The sequence below is a fragment of the Staphylococcus haemolyticus genome, from assembly GCF_006094395.1.
GTDB classification, from domain to species: domain Bacteria; phylum Bacillota; class Bacilli; order Staphylococcales; family Staphylococcaceae; genus Staphylococcus; species Staphylococcus haemolyticus.
This window is the reverse complement of record NZ_CP035291.1, coordinates 1737559-1754003: the sequence shown is the minus strand read 5'-3', so window position 1 is coordinate 1754003 and position 16445 is coordinate 1737559. Positions and strand designations below refer to the sequence as shown.

Annotated in this window: 30 protein-coding genes; 24 read left to right on the top strand and 6 right to left on the bottom strand. The window is 35.0% G+C overall.

Going from position 1 to position 16445, the window contains the following annotated elements; all coding sequences use genetic code 11:
* Positions 1-427 precede the first annotated feature (427 nt).
* Genes EQ029_RS08460 through EQ029_RS08440 form a run of 5 tightly spaced genes read right to left on the bottom strand, consistent with a single transcriptional unit; the run spans position 428 to position 3574 of the window.
* A complete protein-coding gene (locus tag EQ029_RS08460) occupies positions 428-1453 on the bottom strand; it encodes a tyrosine-type recombinase/integrase (RefSeq protein ID WP_057504714.1) in 1026 nt (341 codons plus the stop codon).
* A gap of 58 nt (positions 1454-1511) precedes the next feature.
* Positions 1512-2120: a hypothetical protein gene (locus EQ029_RS08455; RefSeq protein ID WP_057504715.1), complete on the bottom strand. Its 609-nt coding sequence runs from the start codon at positions 2118-2120 to the stop codon at positions 1512-1514.
* A gap of 43 nt (positions 2121-2163) precedes the next feature.
* The gene (locus tag EQ029_RS08450) at positions 2164-2766 is read right to left on the bottom strand and encodes a hypothetical protein (protein ID WP_053025724.1); all 603 of its coding nucleotides are present in this window, start codon (positions 2764-2766) and stop codon (positions 2164-2166) included.
* Positions 2767-2781: 15 nt separating this feature from the next.
* A complete protein-coding gene (locus tag EQ029_RS08445) occupies positions 2782-3246 on the bottom strand; it encodes an ImmA/IrrE family metallo-endopeptidase (RefSeq protein WP_053025723.1) in 465 nt (154 codons plus the stop codon).
* A gap of 13 nt (positions 3247-3259) precedes the next feature.
* Entirely contained in the window at positions 3260-3574 is a 315-nt protein-coding gene (locus EQ029_RS08440) for a helix-turn-helix domain-containing protein (protein ID WP_053025722.1), read from the bottom strand.
* Positions 3575-3725: 151 nt separating this feature from the next.
* Between EQ029_RS08440 and EQ029_RS08435 the strand changes: the two genes are divergently transcribed.
* From EQ029_RS08435 to EQ029_RS08340, 21 genes are all read left to right on the top strand, one after another.
* On the top strand, positions 3726-3938 hold the full coding sequence (locus tag EQ029_RS08435) for a helix-turn-helix transcriptional regulator (protein ID WP_053025721.1): 213 nt from the start codon (positions 3726-3728) through the stop codon (positions 3936-3938).
* Positions 3939-3978: 40 nt separating this feature from the next.
* Positions 3979-4290 carry a DUF771 domain-containing protein gene (locus EQ029_RS08430; RefSeq protein WP_053025720.1) on the top strand — a complete coding sequence of 104 codons (312 nt, stop codon included), beginning with the start codon at positions 3979-3981 and terminating at the stop codon, positions 4288-4290.
* A gap of 5 nt (positions 4291-4295) precedes the next feature.
* Complete coding sequence (locus tag EQ029_RS12595; RefSeq protein ID WP_154392785.1) at positions 4296-4469, top strand: hypothetical protein; 174 nt, start codon at positions 4296-4298, stop codon at positions 4467-4469.
* Between the two features lie 85 nt (positions 4470-4554).
* Complete coding sequence (locus EQ029_RS08425) at positions 4555-4932, top strand: hypothetical protein (protein ID WP_048668009.1); 378 nt, start codon at positions 4555-4557, stop codon at positions 4930-4932.
* Entirely contained in the window at positions 4929-6095 is a 1167-nt protein-coding gene (locus EQ029_RS08420; RefSeq protein WP_048668010.1) for a DUF2800 domain-containing protein, read from the top strand. The genes EQ029_RS08425 and EQ029_RS08420 overlap by 4 nt, the downstream gene beginning before the upstream one ends.
* A 21-nt stretch (positions 6096-6116) precedes the next feature.
* Positions 6117-6671 (top strand): DUF2815 family protein, encoded by a 555-nt coding sequence (locus tag EQ029_RS08415; RefSeq protein ID WP_057504716.1) that lies wholly within the window; start codon positions 6117-6119, stop codon positions 6669-6671.
* Positions 6672-6734: 63 nt separating this feature from the next.
* Entirely contained in the window at positions 6735-8687 is a 1953-nt protein-coding gene (locus tag EQ029_RS08410) for a DNA polymerase (RefSeq protein ID WP_103261992.1), read from the top strand.
* Between the two features lie 11 nt (positions 8688-8698).
* Positions 8699-9028 (top strand): hypothetical protein, encoded by a 330-nt coding sequence (locus EQ029_RS08405; protein ID WP_057504717.1) that lies wholly within the window; start codon positions 8699-8701, stop codon positions 9026-9028.
* Positions 9003-9227 (top strand): hypothetical protein, encoded by a 225-nt coding sequence (locus EQ029_RS08400; RefSeq protein WP_048668014.1) that lies wholly within the window; start codon positions 9003-9005, stop codon positions 9225-9227. The genes EQ029_RS08405 and EQ029_RS08400 overlap by 26 nt, the downstream gene beginning before the upstream one ends.
* A 4-nt stretch (positions 9228-9231) precedes the next feature.
* A complete protein-coding gene (locus EQ029_RS08395; RefSeq protein ID WP_057504718.1) occupies positions 9232-9693 on the top strand; it encodes a DUF3310 domain-containing protein in 462 nt (153 codons plus the stop codon).
* A 2-nt stretch (positions 9694-9695) separates the two neighbouring features.
* Positions 9696-10160, top strand: a complete 465-nt coding sequence (locus EQ029_RS08390; protein WP_057504719.1) for a nucleoside 2-deoxyribosyltransferase — start codon at positions 9696-9698, stop codon at positions 10158-10160.
* Positions 10157-10354, top strand: a complete 198-nt coding sequence (locus tag EQ029_RS12780) for a hypothetical protein (protein WP_057504720.1) — start codon at positions 10157-10159, stop codon at positions 10352-10354. Before EQ029_RS08390 ends, EQ029_RS12780 begins: the two co-directional genes overlap by 4 nt.
* Positions 10341-10739, top strand: a complete 399-nt coding sequence (locus EQ029_RS08380; protein ID WP_057504721.1) for a hypothetical protein — start codon at positions 10341-10343, stop codon at positions 10737-10739. The genes EQ029_RS12780 and EQ029_RS08380 overlap by 14 nt, the downstream gene beginning before the upstream one ends.
* Positions 10736-11035, top strand: a complete 300-nt coding sequence (locus EQ029_RS08375; RefSeq protein WP_057504722.1) for a hypothetical protein — start codon at positions 10736-10738, stop codon at positions 11033-11035. The genes EQ029_RS08380 and EQ029_RS08375 overlap by 4 nt, the downstream gene beginning before the upstream one ends.
* A complete protein-coding gene (gene dut, locus EQ029_RS08370; RefSeq protein WP_048668103.1) occupies positions 11036-11458 on the top strand; it encodes a dUTP diphosphatase in 423 nt (140 codons plus the stop codon).
* 36 nt (positions 11459-11494) lie between these two features.
* Positions 11495-11698 carry a hypothetical protein gene (locus tag EQ029_RS08365; protein ID WP_057504723.1) on the top strand — a complete coding sequence of 68 codons (204 nt, stop codon included), beginning with the start codon at positions 11495-11497 and terminating at the stop codon, positions 11696-11698.
* A gap of 15 nt (positions 11699-11713) precedes the next feature.
* Entirely contained in the window at positions 11714-11863 is a 150-nt protein-coding gene (locus tag EQ029_RS08360) for a DUF1381 domain-containing protein (RefSeq protein ID WP_115172240.1), read from the top strand.
* On the top strand, positions 11856-12134 hold the full coding sequence (locus EQ029_RS08355; protein WP_057504724.1) for a hypothetical protein: 279 nt from the start codon (positions 11856-11858) through the stop codon (positions 12132-12134). Before EQ029_RS08360 ends, EQ029_RS08355 begins: the two co-directional genes overlap by 8 nt.
* Complete coding sequence (gene rinB, locus EQ029_RS08350; RefSeq protein WP_057504725.1) at positions 12127-12306, top strand: transcriptional activator RinB; 180 nt, start codon at positions 12127-12129, stop codon at positions 12304-12306. The genes EQ029_RS08355 and rinB overlap by 8 nt, the downstream gene beginning before the upstream one ends.
* A gap of 3 nt (positions 12307-12309) precedes the next feature.
* Positions 12310-12726 (top strand): hypothetical protein, encoded by a 417-nt coding sequence (locus EQ029_RS08345; protein ID WP_057504726.1) that lies wholly within the window; start codon positions 12310-12312, stop codon positions 12724-12726.
* A 16-nt stretch (positions 12727-12742) separates the two neighbouring features.
* Positions 12743-12976, top strand: coding sequence for a hypothetical protein (locus EQ029_RS08340; RefSeq protein ID WP_057504727.1), 234 nt, complete (start codon positions 12743-12745; stop codon positions 12974-12976).
* Between the two features lie 67 nt (positions 12977-13043).
* Here EQ029_RS08340 and EQ029_RS08335 read toward each other — a convergent pair whose 3' ends face one another.
* Positions 13044-13259 (bottom strand): hypothetical protein, encoded by a 216-nt coding sequence (locus tag EQ029_RS08335; RefSeq protein ID WP_048668022.1) that lies wholly within the window; start codon positions 13257-13259, stop codon positions 13044-13046.
* A 71-nt stretch (positions 13260-13330) separates the two neighbouring features.
* On the opposite strand from EQ029_RS08335, the gene EQ029_RS08330 reads away from it, so the two are divergent.
* The 3 genes from EQ029_RS08330 to EQ029_RS08325 are packed head-to-tail and all read left to right on the top strand — an operon-like array spanning position 13331 to position 16169.
* A complete protein-coding gene (locus tag EQ029_RS08330; protein WP_053016403.1) occupies positions 13331-13570 on the top strand; it encodes a hypothetical protein in 240 nt (79 codons plus the stop codon).
* A complete protein-coding gene (locus EQ029_RS12590) occupies positions 13570-13707 on the top strand; it encodes a DUF1514 family protein (RefSeq protein WP_154625793.1) in 138 nt (45 codons plus the stop codon). The genes EQ029_RS08330 and EQ029_RS12590 overlap by 1 nt, the downstream gene beginning before the upstream one ends.
* A 14-nt stretch (positions 13708-13721) precedes the next feature.
* Positions 13722-16169: a virulence-associated E family protein gene (locus EQ029_RS08325; protein WP_057504728.1), complete on the top strand. Its 2448-nt coding sequence runs from the start codon at positions 13722-13724 to the stop codon at positions 16167-16169.
* The last annotated feature ends 276 nt before the right edge of the window (positions 16170-16445 follow it).

The following is a 16445-nucleotide window of genomic DNA, read 5'->3' as shown; positions in this document are numbered from 1 at the left end:
AATATTAATATTGAAGGAGTTTTTTAAATTGAGAAGTGAAAAACTAACGTCTTTAACGTTTTATTTAGCAATAGTCACTTTAGTCATTTCAATAATTAATTTAATACTTACATTAAAAACTAAATTATTTAGGTAAAAAAGTTGTTGATCACGTGTCAAATATGTGTCGAAAATTTTTAAACTAACAGTATAACAATATTATCTCAGAAACTCGTCATAACATGGCGGGTTTTTCTATTTTTGGTGCAGTTTAGCTTAGTTTCTATGGTATCTAATTACAAGACAAAATAAAAAGAACGCCGTCATAACAGCGTTCTCAACCTAAAAATATATGTAATTTTTAGTTAATAGCGTCCTGGGAGGGATACTATAAACCTTATAACGACGGGTTTCATGGGGTTTTGGGTCCCTAATGGGTCCCTAAAAATCACATTGCGCTTATTATTTGCGTTGCTTTTTCATCTTCTTCTTTGTAAGTTTCTTCAAGTAAATGTGAATAAACTTCTGTGGTTACTGATATATTTTTGTGTCCTAGTCTTTTCGAAATGTAATATATAGAAATACCTTTAGCTAATAAATAGGAACAGTGAGTATGACGTAAAGCATGTGAAGTGATTTCTTTGATACCTAAATTGTTACAATATATTTTTAAACGTTTGTTAACTGCATTGTTTGTTAGTTCACCAAATATAGTTCCGTCAATTGTTCTAGGTAATTGATCAATAGACTTAATAATATGATTCATATCCTTTTGACTAATGGACACATAACGAGGTGACGAATCCGTTTTATGCTCATCAATATATATTTCACTTTTAACTTGGTTAATATATTCACGTTTTAGATTCAAAGCACCACTTATGCGACAACCAGTACAAATCATGATGAATAATACAAGTGATGACGCATTGTCTTTAGTCATCAAATGCTGTTTTAACAATTCATAGTCTTTTAGGTTGATATACTTACTATCTTCACTTTTATTTGGGTTATTAGCTTTATAACTCACTTTAAAAGTTGGGTTCTTAGATATAAGTCCCTCATATACTGCATCATCTAATGACGTTCTAAGATAGCCGTTTAGTTTTCTAATAGTTTCTTTAGAATGATGTTTTGAAAACTCATTGATGAAATCTTGATAGTGGTATCTTGAAATGTCTTTTAATTTCTTCTTACCAATAGGGTGGTTATTGATGTGTTCTATAGCAGAAGTATAAGACTTGTATGTCTTAGGCGTCACTGTTGACTTTTTAAACGTTTCGCACCAGGTTTTAAAATAGTCATATAGTGTTAAATTAGGTTCGTACTCAATACCTTGCTTTAACTCACTTAACTTATCTAACCCTGCAGAATTTGCCTCACGTTTTGTTCTGAAACCTTTCTTACGATATCGTTTACCTTCATATTTAAATTCATATTGCCATTTTTTACCGTCATAACATCGTGTTTGCATGTTATCCCTCCTCAAAAAAGGTAAAAAAATAATAAGGGTAGGCGGGCTACCCCAATATTTATTTGCTGTACTTTTGTTCGTAATAATTTATAGCATCCAGTACTTGTTGTGCGTCATCACCTTGATAAGTACCTTTTAAAATTTCATTTCTTGTTTGCATTTCTCCTGAAGACAATCCACCACCAGTATTTTTTCTCCATTCTTGGTTAGGCATGTTCATATATGGATTATTAGGGTCATAACCATCTCCTTGAGAACTTTGTTGTGAACCTTGTTGAGCGCGTTGTTTTTCTTCTGGTGTCCAATCGTCATCAGTTGAAACCGGGTGACTGGCATTGTATTCGTCACTGTGTTTTGTGCTATCATACTCATTGTTTTGTTGCGTTTGTTGTTCCTGAGTTGCCGCTTGTTGTGTCTGCTGTTGTTCTTGTGTGTTAGTTTGCTGTTCTTGTGACTGTTCTTGGCTATTTTGATTCTCTTCATTAGAAGATTTTTCTTTATCTTCTTTCTTTTTATCTTTATCCTTTGACTTGTCTTTATCTTTATTAGGATCATTCGATTTTGTTTCTGATTTCTTATCAGAATCATCTTCATTTGATGAGTCGCTGTTACCACATGCACCTAAGACTAATAAACTTGCGAAAACTAAAAACAAAAACTTTTTCATTTTATATCTCCTTTAATTTTGTTATGTACTATCTAATAGAGCATTATTCAATATTGTTAGTATATTGGTCTGCAAAATTACTCGGGTCTTTATATATTTTGTACTTATAATCTTCTGCTTTTTGAATAGATTTTTTAGACCATTTGCTTGAAACCACACGAGAGCCGTCCACTTTTACGCCAACATTTGCGCTATTTAAATCTACTTTAGATTTTTGTAAACCTACTAAGGTGTCGCCTAAAATATGCTTAACTTCTTTACTTGTCATGTTTTCACTAACATTGGATGAAGTGCTAATTAAGATATTGGCATGACCTTCTGAATAGCCGATAATTTCAATTTCACCCGTGTTTAATTCTTTTTTAACGCTTGCTTTTATTTTTTCTTCATTGCTAGTCTTGGGTTTAGCATTATTATTTTTCTCATTTTTAGTGCTTACTTCTTTTGGTGTATCAAAATTAATAGTGTTATTACTCTCTGGTGGATCTACTAAAAAGCTAATAACTGATATTATAGCTATGACGATAGTCACAATTATTCTAGCCATAAGACTCCACTTCTTAAAATACCACATTAAGAATAAACCTAAGGGGAAGAAAAATATAAGACTTAAAATAACAAACCAATTGCTTTTATACCATTTCATTTTAGCTACCCTCCTTTATTCTATATTTTCATATTTAAAAACTCTTAGTGGTTCAAATTGAATTGCGTAATCTCCACATTGAGCTGTTAAACCATATTTCTTTTTATAGTGTTGTATTGCATTTAATATGAATTCTTCAGTCACTTCTAAATACTCAGCAAGTTCAAATAAATTATGAACGCCAAATTTAAAAGCTTCCACGATATCATTTAGCGTGACTAGCATTTCACTTGCAAGCCGTCGTGCTTTGAGTTCATATTTACGGTTCATGGTTTTACTAGTATCTAGTATGTTGCCGTAAGATATTTTATGATGCGCTATTTCTTCAGCTAGTGTTTCTAGTTTTGTACTTGTATCTCTGTCTTTATTAATGTATATTTCCCCATTAACATACATCCCGGATTGAAAGCAGGGTAGCATACTTGTTTCTTTTATATGTAAATTTGGATATTTTGCTACTAATTCTTCATATCTCCCCATCAAAACACCCTTTTTAATTTCTTTTACTTTTAATGAATTTAATAAAATCTTGAACTTCTTTCATTTCTTCTTCTGTTAAATCTTCTTTATCAAAATGTGCTGCAACTGTGTCTTGTTGTAAAGCTTTATCTTCTGTGATATCAGAGGGCATAACGCCAAAGTAATCTGCTAGTAGTTCGATTTTGTCTCTTCGGGGATATTTAACCGCATTGATCCAACTACTTACAGTCGATTCTTTTAAATTCAAATCTTTTGCCATATCAGTTTGTGTTTTACCTTTACGTTCTAAAAGATTTTTTAAATTTTGTGAAAGAATTTCTTTAGCCATTTTGTTGCCTCTCTTCTTATTTAAGTGTTGTCTAAAGTATATTAAAAAGTTTACAAAAAGTAAAGTATATTTCTGAAAAAGTTTACTTAATGTGTTGACACTTTACTTTTAGTGTAGTAAATTAGGTACATACCTTACAGGAGGTGGAGACATGACTGACACAATAGAGACTTTTTCGCTCAAGGGCGCTCGTAACGAATTTGATTATACGCAAGAGCAAATAGCTGATAAACTAGGGGTTTCTAGGGCGCAATATATTGCGTGGGAAAAAGGGGATGTAACGCCTAAAAGCATGGTTGTTTACGCTTTAGCTTACATTTATGGTATTAACGCTGACTTGTTAAGAGTTAGCAAAAAATTTTAAATCACACTTCACTTTTAGTGAAGTTAAGGAGGTGTAATAAATGCAACAAACATTAAGTGTTTCAATTCCAATACCCGACACACATGTATTAATTGAGAAAACGGAATATGAAGATTTACAAAATCTAACATTAAATCCGATATGGGACATGAAAGATTTAAAGCAAAAACTCAAGATGTCATCTGATGACACGGTTAAAGATAAGTTGCTTTACAATCCTAAATTCATGAAAGAGCTCAAAGAAAAAGGGATTGTTCATTATCCTAATGAAGATTTTAACCGTTGGCGATTTAATGCTAGGAAGATGAACGCATTTATAGATGAACATTTCGAAGCTATTTTAAGGAGGTGATAAAGATGTCTAAAAATGACAAAACGTTTATATTAACAGGCTTTATGTTTATTGCAGTGTTTTTCTTACTGCTAATTGCATTGAATGTATTTATCACTAGTGCAGCTGCATATGCGCTATTAACATCAATGCTAACATATTTGTTTTTTGACACTTGTTACTACGTAAAAAAAGACTAACGCGTTTGGCAGAACGCATTAGTCAAATTAAAGGGTTTCAAATTCATATATACCCTAATATTACAATTTTTAGGAGGTATGCGCAATGGGCGTATTAGAAGAATTACTAAAAGAAATAAAACTACTAAATAAAAACTTAAGTGCAATTCGAGTAGAAATGTCAACTGTAGATACAAGTACAGTGCAAAACGTAGTTAAAGAAGCACCATCAGAAAAACCACAAACTGAAGAACCTAAAAAGGAAGAAACACCTAAAGAAGAACCTGAACAAGAAAATGACGCATCATTCTCAAAAGATTACGTTCTAAATCTCGGAAAAGAATTCCTGAAATCAGGCGACCAATCAGATAAAGCTGCATTTAAAGAAAAGCTATCAGAATTAGGCGCTAACAAGCTATCAACTGTTGCCGAAAAAGATTTCCCTGAGATAGTTGATTTCATGAAAGCGAGATTAAGCGCATGAAGTTAGACCACACAAATCGTGCTCATGCCAAATTGAGTGCAAGTGGTGCTAAACAATGGCTTAACTGCCCACCTAGTATTAAAGCAAGTGAAGGTATAGGTGATAAGACTTCAGTCTTTGCAGAAGAAGGAACCTTTGCACATGAATTAAGTGAGTTGTATTTCAAACATCAATATGAAGATTTAACAGACTTTGAGTTTAATAAAGCTTTCAACAACTATCAACACAATCAATATTATTCAGAAGAATTACGAGAATATGTTGAAGAATATGTTGATCAAGTTGAAGAAAAATACAACGAAGCTTTAGCAAGAGATAGTGATGTCATTACCATGTTCGAAACAAGATTGGATTTAGGTCGATACGTTCCTGAATCGTTCGGCACAGGTGACGTCATCATCTATTCAGGCGGTGTGCTAGAAATCATTGACTTGAAATATGGTAAAGGTGTTGAAGTATCAGCAATCGATAACCCACAACTTAGACTTTACGGCTTAGGTGCTTATGAACTTTTAAGCATGCTATATGACATCCACACAGTAAAAATGACGATTATTCAACCTAGACTCGACAACTTTTCAACTGAAGAACTTCAAATCAATACACTCGTTGATTGGGGCTTAGAGTATGTAAGGCCTAGAGCAGAACTTGCTTTTAATGGTGAGGGTGAATTTAAAGCAGGTGAGCATTGTAGGTTCTGTAAGATTAAACATTCATGTAGAGAACGTGCTCGATACATGCAAGATGTACCAAATAAACCGGCTCACTTATTAAGTGATGATGAAATAGCCGAGCTGCTTTATAAGCTACCTGATATTAAGAAATGGGCAGATGAAGTTGAAAGCTATGCGCTTGAACAGATGTCTGAGCACGATAAATCATATGACGGTTGGAAACTCGTTGAAGGCCGTTCACAACGTAAGATGACAGATGAAAAAGCAATTAAAGATTTATTAATTAAAGAGGGCTATAAGCCTGAAAACGTTACAGAAACAAAGTTACTTAGCCTAACGAAATTAGAAAAATTAGTCGGTAAAAAATCATTTAACACTTTAGCCAGTGACTACATTGTTAAGCCACAAGGTAAGCTCACACTTGCCAAAGCGTCTGATAGACGACCAGCAATTAAGCAAAGTGCCGAAGATGATTTTGACCAAATATAAAACAAAAGGAGAATTTTAATTATGAAAGCAAAACAAAATGGAACAAAAGTGATTACAGGTAAAGTGAGAGCATCATACGCACATATCTTTGAACCTCATAGTATGCAAGAAGGGCAAGACGCTAAATACTCAGTAAGTTTAATCATTCCAAAGTCAGAAACAAGCACAATCAATGCAATTGAAAAAGCAGTTGATGAAGCAATTGAAAATGGTAAAGCGTCTAAGTTTGGCGGTAAGGTACCCGGAAACTTAAAAACCCCTTTAAGAGATGGAGACATTGAACGTGAAGATGATCTTAACTATCAAGATGCATACTTTTTAAACGCATCAAGCAAAAGCGCACCTGGTATTGTTGACCAAAATAAAATCCGACTTACAGACGCTAGTACGGTTGTAAGTGGAGATTACATTAGAGCATCACTAAACTTATATCCATTTAATACCAATGGTAATAAAGGAATTGCAGTAGGGCTTAATAACATTCAATTGGTTGAAAAAGGAGAACCTTTAGGCGGTGCAAGTGCTGCAGAAGATGACTTCGACGAATTAGACACAGATGAAGACGATTTAATTTAGCACACTAGCGGGGTTTTCCCCGCTTTAATTTTAAAACTTAAGAGGTGAACGCACATGGAGTACATGAACATTGATATCGAGTCCTATAGTAGTAACGACATCTCAAAGTGTGGTGCCTATAAATATACAGAAGCGGAAGACTTTGAAATTTTAATCATTGCTTACTCAATTGATGGTGGACCTGTTAGTGCTATTGATATGACGAAAGTTGATAACGAACCCTATCATGCAGACTTTGAAACATTCAAAATTGCTTTGTTTGACTCTAACGTAAAAAAATATGCCTTTAACGCAAATTTCGAAAGAACGTGTTTAGCAAAACATTTTAATGAACCTATGCCACCTGAAGAATGGATATGCACTATGGTTAACGCAACACGCATTGGTTTACCTGCATCACTTGATAAGGTTGGATCCGTTCTCCATTTACAGGAACAAAAAGATAAAACAGGCAAGAATTTAATTCGATATTTCTCAATTCCATGTAAACCAACAAAAGTGAATGGCGGTCGTACTCGTAACTTACCTGAACATGATCCTGAAAAGTGGCAACAATTTATTGATTACTGTATTCGAGATGTTGAAGTAGAAATGAATATTGCTAAAAAGATAAGTGATTTTGAAGTAACTGAGACAGAACAAAAATACTGGTCTTTAGATCAACGTATTAATGATAGAGGCATTAAGTTATCAAAGACTTTAATGGAAGGTGCTAATGAGCTAGATAAGTTAAGTAAAGATGAATTACTTAAACAAGCAACGCAGATAACTGGATTAGACAATCCAAACAGTCCAAGTCAATTACTTGAATGGCTCAATAATGAACAAGGCTTAGACATTCCAAACTTACAAAAGAAAACCGTTCAAGAGTATCTAAAGAAAGCCACAGGCAAAGCAAAACAAATGCTAGAGATTAGGCTACAAATGGCTAAAACAAGCGTTAAAAAATACAACAAAATGCATGACATGATGTGTCGTGATGAAAGAGTACGTGGCTTATTCCAGTTCTACGGTGCAGGCACTGGCAGATGGGCAGGCCGGGGCGTACAACTGCAAAACTTAACCAAGCACTACATCTCTGATACAGAACTTGATATAGCTAGAGAACTTATCAAAGAACAAAAGTTTGATGACTTAGAACTGCTATTAGATGTACACCCACAAGACTTATTAAGTCAGTTAGTTAGAACAACGTTTACCGCAGAAAACGGTCATGAGTTAGCAGTTAGTGACTTCTCAGCCATCGAGGCTCGAGTTATTGCTTGGTATGCCAAAGAACAATGGCGCTTAGATGTGTTTAACACACACGGCAAGATTTATGAAGCGTCTGCATCTCAAATGTTTGGCGTCCCTGTTGAATCAATTAAAAAAGGCGACCCGCTCAGACAAAAAGGTAAAGTGTCAGAACTTGCATTAGGTTATCAAGGTGGGCCTGGTGCTTTAAAAGCTATGGGCGCACTGGATATGGGCATTGATGAGAGTGAGTTACAAGGCTTGGTTGATAGTTGGCGTAAAGCTAACCCTAACATTGTTAACTTTTGGAAAGCGTGCCAAGATGCTGCAATTAAAACGGTAGAAACCCGCCAACGCCATAAGACGCACGGCTTAACGTTCTATATGAATAAAGGCTTTTTAATGATAGAGCTACCAAGTGGCAGAGCATTAGCTTATCCGAAAGCGCGACTAGGTGAGAACGATTGGGGCGCACCAGTTGTTAACTTCATGGGATTAGACCTAAATCGCAAATGGACAAAGTTATCAACATACGGTGGGAAACTTGTGGAGAACATTGTACAAGCAACGGCAAGAGATTTATTAGCTATCTCAATGTATCGAATAGAACATGCAGGCTTTCAAATCGTAGGTCATGTACATGATGAGATTATCGTTGAAGTACCAGTAGGATCTAATGGACTTGAAAAAATAGAAAAATTAATGAGCAAACCAGTGGAATGGGCTAAAGGTTTAAACCTTAATAGTGATGGATTTACAAGCCCGTTCTATATGAAAGATTAGGAGTGATTGATATGGCAACAACAGCAGTTGAATTAATTACTGATTTAGTTGAAGCGATGGAAGATTATGGCAATTTCGATATTAAAACTGAAGACGGGCAAGATGTCGAGTTAAAACATATTTTTAAATACCAACCTGGAGCTACTGCCGTTATAGAAGTTAAAAAAGAAATGCCGAAAGTGAATTTAAACGGTAAACGTTACAGATTGTGTGATGTGTACAAATATTTTGATGTATCAGATAGTACGGTTCGTAAGAGATATGACGAAGGATTACGCGGTCCAGAATTAATACATGGTAAGGGAGTATATGAATATGGTGCAGACGTACGAAAGAAATGAAAAGCAATTAACAGCTAAGCAGTTATACGAGATACAGCAAGCAGAAATTAGACACGAAAGAGCGTTGAAACGTAAACGTAGAGAAGAACGTATTGCTAGGGCTAAACGTGCAGAACGTGAGGTTGCTAAGCATAGAGTGAACAGTAAGTGGTTTAGATACTTATCGGAGAATGACATATTTCCAAAGGTAAGGGGGTAGCGGAATGGAAAATGTAAGAATAATTGATTTGAAAGTAGATAATATTGTTCAGTTCCAAGCAACATTTAAAGGTGTTACTGCTATGCAAACGGCCATAGTCAATCGTGTGTATGCAAAAGAAAAAGGTTTGAAAACAATTTGGTATGCAGAGGTAGAGAATGCAGGTGGTTATAAATTCACACTTACAGATAACGATGACTTTGTGAGAGTTGATGAGCCATTCACACGTAAAGTGGACATGAAGGAAGGACAAGACATGGTGAATAAGCCAAAACATTACACATACGGCGACATCGAAGTCATAGATTTTATTGAACAAGTAACGAAAGATTACAAACCAGAATTAGCGTTTAGTATCGGTAATGCAATCAAATATATCAGTCGTGCCAATCATAAAAATGGTAAAGAAGATTTAGACAAGGCACGTTGGTACTTAAATCGTGCATTTGAAAAGTGGGTGGACTAACAATGATCTATTTAGGTGGCGACATGCTAAGTATAGGGCAACAGATGCGTCGTGAGTGGGAGAAACAAGAATTACAGCGATTAGGCTTTAAAGTCTACGCACCACACGACGATAAGGATATCAATGATAAAGAAAACGCTAAGCAAGATAAACTAGCAGAACGCATTGTGTTTAATGACACATTAGGCATGGAAACAAGCGATGTAATGATATTCGACTACTTACCTCATGCACAAGGGACAATTTGCGAAATGGGGTACGCACAGCACCTTAAAAGAGCAAGTGAGAAGGATATTAAGGTTTACGTCCAATGTACTGACATTAGACAAGGAACGGGACATATTTCAGATGAACAAGATCGTGCAGAGTTCAGTATCAATCAATATGTGTATGGCGTAATCATGGATGTCACTGATGGCAGAGGTATTCAAACGTTTGATGAGATATGCAGGGAGTTAATCTCATGATACTTAGCGATACAATCAACCAACGCTATCGCTATGCTACACAAGGCAAGACACCTACACAGATACAACAGGAGTTACGCAAGCTAGGTGTCAATGGCTTTGTGGTTAAGGTAGCAGGAAGTAGAGTGACGATGTTGGTAAATGAGAACGATATTAAAAGGAACAGGGAGTGTGTAAGGAATGGCAAAGATTAAACATAAGGTAGAGATGACATTACCAGAATTAATTGAGTGGGCGTGGGAGAATGAAGTTAGTGATAAGGCTTTTTATAGCAATCTTGATGGTGGTTCTGTGTATTTCGATAAAATTCAAAATTTGTCGATAGAGCATGAAATTGCTATAAATGAAACTTTCACAGTCGAAATTGAAAAAGAAATCGACGAGGATACAGTTTTGCCTATGTTCATTGAAATTTTTACAGGTGTCGATGACGAAATTTTTATAGATTATCACGAGAATGAAAACATCAAGGAAGTACTCGAAATTAACTCTAGTCGCGCAAAAACTAAAACATTTAATTTAATTAATAACGACGGCACAATGACTTTAATTTGGAAGGACGGTGCTATGGTGGAATGACAGTAACATTATCACAAAAAAGTTATGACGCATTGCTTGATGACCTTGAGAAATTGCGTGAGCGTAATGCAGAGTTAGAGAGAAAATTAGATAAAGAAGTTAAATTAAGTTATGAAATAGAAGGTAATTTATATGATGTATCAAAAGAACGCGACAAGATAATCAATGATATGGCAGAAGTGAAAAGGAAGGCAGAGGTGTTTGATGAGATTTTAAACGTTGACTATATAGTAGCTCCTGATGATTATGCACATGAAATCACAAAAATTGTAGATAAATACAGGGAGGAACAATAAATGTCAATTTTACCAATTAAATTATTATCAGAAAATGCAATCTTGCCAACAAGAGCAAATCCGACAGATAGTGGATTAGATTTATATGTAGCAGAAGATACAACTATTCCAGCACATAGTACAGTCGTAGTACCTACACACATTGCTATTGATTTAGCGTATGGATATGAGGCGCAAGTGAGACCACGTTCAGGTAATTCACTTAAAACTAAGTTACGTGTAGCGCTTGGAACAATTGATCACACGTATAACAAAGAAATTGGAATTATCACAGACAATATCGGTGATGAGGCAATCGTAGTTAAAGCAGGCACACGTTTAGCACAGTTAGTCGTTACACCAGTGATGTTGCCAGAGCCAACGGAGGTGCAAGAGTTTGACGAAGAATCAGAACGTGGAGCATACGGAAGCACAGGGGAGTAAGGACATATATCAACGTGTAAAAGAGGTGCTGGGGAAGTGAGAGATTTCGAACAACCAACGATAAAAATATTAAAAAGATTATTTAACGGTAAAGATGAAACTAATATTCATATATCTCATCTGAACCTAGTAGATTATGAAGTTATTGAAATGATAACTAATTATAAACTGTCAGAAACTCATACAAGAAATCAACATTTTAGAGATGTAGTGACTTTGAAATTTAAAAAGAAAGAGTAAAGAGGTGGTGGGGAAGTGACACAATACCTAATCAGAGAATTCACAGATAGCACAGGTCGCATTCACACGGATATAGAGAAAGCACGCACAAACGAAACTCTCTCTATTGTAGAGGCAGAGGATAAAGAAGAAGCTAAGAAGAAAGCGAGTGAACGGAATGAGTGATTTCAAAATAATAACTTCAGAATTAATTAGCAAAGGCATTGAGTTTGAAATAGAAGATGACACCTTGATTGTTGGTGATTGTTCAGTAATCAATTATAGCGACGTGTATTTTTTAAAATTGTCCGGAGTTAATACTCAACAAGGAATGGCTGTTAAGCATCCTATAGTTATAGCAGATTTCTTAGCTAGTTATTATTACTTATTAGAAGATCATAATAGTATCACTGTAAAAGATATTAATTTTAAAAGTGAGGTGCGTAGGAATGTTTAAACGCATACTAAAAATATGGTTCATCATCGGAATGTATGAACTAAGCAAATATCTAACTAACGAACTTATCGTTAAGTTGCAGAGTGAAGATGATGTGGATACTGCACCTAAGGATTTTGCTAGGGAGAGTGATCAATACGATATTAACGGAATTAAAGGAGAAGGTGAGTGAGTAGTGTTCGAAAGAATAAAACAACCAATAATGTTTGCTAAACAAAAAGAAAAATGGGTTGTAGTTTTAGACGAACCTGAAAACAGAAAGTTATTTGAAGAAAAGTATTCGAATAATAATGGTGAATTGGAAATTTACTATAAACCTTATGACGAGTTTTATAAAAGCTTAGAAATAGAAATGGAGAAAGCTGAACAAGAAGTACAAGCAGCAAGGGAAAAAGAAATTAAAAATCCAAATATAAATGAAGATATTAAACGTATAAACAGTAAAGAAAGTTTGGTTGATTATTTACTAGAAGAATACTATCACAGTTCCGAAATGATCATAGATGAGTTTTCAACTGACACCGAAGTATCAGAAGCAAAACTCAAAGCTAATTATAATGAGTTATTAAAACTTAAAGATAAATATATTTAAATGGGGTGAGAAGATAATGAGAATAAATTCTAATTGTATATCTGGTTTAGGAATTACCATTGATGGTGTAACGTATGATAATCCTAACGACTTAATAAATTATTTAACTCGAATTAATAATAGACATACCAACTTAACCTCTGAACAGTGGCGTACTATCTTAGTGTTCGCAATTGAAAATTTAGCTATAGGATTTAACGAGGAAAGGAAAGACAATCAATGGCACATTCATCAAAGAAGCAGACCTTAAAGAGTAAGGATATTTTAGAGAAAGTTAAGGAAGTATTAGAAAAATAAAATGAGGGCGATTAGGCCCTCTATTCATAGTCAAAAGTTTTAAGCTTTTCGATATCTTTAGTATAAATCAATGTTTGTTTATCAGTAATGCCTTTAATCGGATAAATAACTATAAATTCACTACTTTCAGAAACAATATCAATATCGGGATATTGTTTTCCGTCAGTTGTAACTAATATCGTTCCTTTATCTTTGGAAAGATTTTCTTTAACTATATCTCTAATAGGAGTACTCAATACTCATCACCTCACTTTCTATAAAAAGTAATTTAAGTATACCAAAACATTTATGAAAGGAACGATACCTTATGAATAAATATATCGAAACATTTTTAACATCAATCGCAGCAATCGTATTATATAAAACACTTATTAAAGTATATGAACATTTCAAATACAAACCTGATGAAGTTGATACGGCACCGGATGATTTTTCTATCCTTGATGATCAAATTGATTTAAACCGTTCATTCAGACGTCAAATTGAAAATGACATTGCTAAAGCATTTGAAGATGCATTCAACTCAAGTGAAAAGGAGGATAACTAATGTGGCCAATATTAACAATTCTATTAGCGCTACTATACCTAATATCAATCATGGTACAACACGAACAAAAGAAAGAAATCGAAACGCTAGAAACTATTAACCACATGCTTAGAAATGCACTACATGAAAAGCTATAAGAAAGGAGCTTATTATGCAGGACAAAGTCACACAAATCAAACAACTCAAATATGACCGTGATGTGTCTTATGCTTATGCAGCAAGTCGTTTATCAAAGCATTGGAACAATCACAACATGGCTTGGTCCGACTTCATGCAAAAGCTTGCTCAAACGGTTAGAACAAAAGAAGACTTAGCCGACTACAACAAAATGTCTAAATCTGAACAAGCAGATGTTAAAGACGTTGGTGGCTTTGTTGGTGGTTACCTAAAAGAAGGCAAACGTAAAGCCGGACAAGTGATGAACCGCTCAATGTTAACGCTTGACTTGGACTTTGCAGCACAAGATATGACCGACATACTTTCTATGTTCTATGATTTTGCTTATTGTGTCTATTCAACACATAAGCACAGAGAAATTAGCCCAAGATTACGCTTAGTCATTCCACTTAAACGTAACGTCAACGCAGATGAGTATGAAGCGGTTGGTCGTAAAGTCGCAGATATGGTTGGAATGGAATACTTTGATGATACAACCTATCAACCACACCGTTTAATGTATTGGCCATCAACAAGTAATGATGCTGAGTTCTTTTTCACTTATGAAGATTTACCACTATTAGATCCTGATGAGATTTTAAATGATTATGTTGATTGGACCGACACATTAGAATGGCCAACATCTAATCGTGAGCAAAGCAAGACCAAGCATTTAGCAGACAAGCAAGGTAACCCGGAAGAGAAACCAGGCATCGTTGGTGCATTTTGTCGAGCTTATACAATCGAAGAAGCGATTGAGACTTTTATACCTGATTTATACGACCAACATAATACAGACCGATACACGTATCATGAAGGGTCAACTGCAGGTGGTTTAGTCTTGTATGAAGACGGTAAATTCGCTTATTCACATCACAATACAGACCCAATCAGTGGTCAACTTGTTAACAGTTTTGACTTAATACGTATACACCTATATGGTGCACAAGATGAAAACATGAAAGCCGATACGCCAATTAACCGCTTACCTAGTTATAAGGCTATGCAGACGAAAGCACAGAATGATGAACAGGTTAAAAAGCAACTCATCAATGACAAGATGAGCAATGTAATGGATGACTTCGACGTTATCGAAACTGCAAATGATGAATGGGATGAAACGTTAGAAATCACATCAAAAGGTAACTTCAAAGCAAGCATCCCTAATATCGAGATTATTTTACGTAATGATCCTAACTTAAAAGGCAAGATTGCATTTAATGAATTTACGAAACAAATTGAATGCTTAGGGAAAACACCATGGAACAAAGAAAGCCGACACAGACAATGGCAAGACGGAGATGATAGCGCATTACGTAGTTATATTGAAAAAGTGTATGAAATTCATCATTCCGGCAAAACAAAAGATGCCATTATCAGTGTAGCTATCCAAAATGCTTATCATCCAGTTAGAAACTACCTTAATAGTTTAACTTGGGATGGTGAGCCTAGACTTGAACGTCTATTTATTAAGTATTTAGGTGTTGAAGATACAGAAGTTAATCGCACGACAACACGTAAAGCATTAACTGCAGGTGTTACAAGAGTTATGGAGCCTGGATGCAAATTCGACTATATGCTTACACTTTATGGCCCACAAGGTGTCGGTAAATCAGCCATTCTTAAAAAGCTTGGTGGTGCTTGGTTCTCAGACAGTTTGGTATCTGTGACAGGTAAAGAAGCCTATGAAGCATTACAAGGTGTATGGCTCATGGAAATGGCAGAGCTTGCTGCAACACGTAAAGCAGAAGTTGAAGCGATTAAACACTTCATATCAAAACAAATAGACCGTTTCCGTGTAGCATATGGCCATTATATAGAAGACTTTCCACGTCAATGTATCTTCATTGGTACTACAAATAAAGTAGATTTCCTAAGAGATGAAACTGGTGGTCGTCGTTTTTGGCCTATGACTGTCAACCCTGACAAAGTAGAAGTTAAATGGTCAAAACTAACTAAAGAAGAAATCGACCAAATTTGGGCAGAAGCAAAGCATTATTATGATAAAGGCGAAGAACTATATCTTGATCCTGAACTTGAAGAAGAGATGAACGCTATTCAAAGTAAGCATACTGAAGAATCACCTTATGTAGGTATTATTGAAGAGTTTCTAAATACGCCTATTCCTAAGAACTGGCAAGACATGTCTATAGGTGAGCGTCGAGATTTTTATAAGTTTGGTGATGCGTCGATTAGTGAGCAGAGTAGCGAATTAGTTCAAAGAGACAAAGTGTGTGCTTTAGAAATATTTGTTGAGTGCTTTGGAAAAGATAAAGGTGATAGCCGAGGTTCAATGGAACTTAAAAAGATTACTAATGCTTTAAGACAGTTAGGTACTTGGCAGGTATATGACGGGAATCAACAAGGCAAATTACGCTTTGGCAAAGAGTATGGATTGCAAAAAGCTTATATTAGAGATGAAGATATAAACGATTTAATATAAGTATAAATGTATAAATATTCATTTTTAGGTGTTACTTTATTGTTACAACTGGTGTTACTTTTAAAAATCAAAAGTAACAGTAAAATTGTAATATTACATCTAGGCGTTACTTGTGTTACTTCACTGTTACTTGAAATGTAACACCTAAAGTAACACCTCTAACCTTTGTGGCTCTAGGGTTCGGACTTTAGTGTTACTAATGTTACTTTATTTTTGCTTAATAGATTAATAATTAATGTTAGGGAGTAAGTAGTAGTATAGGGCGCCCCTAATAGC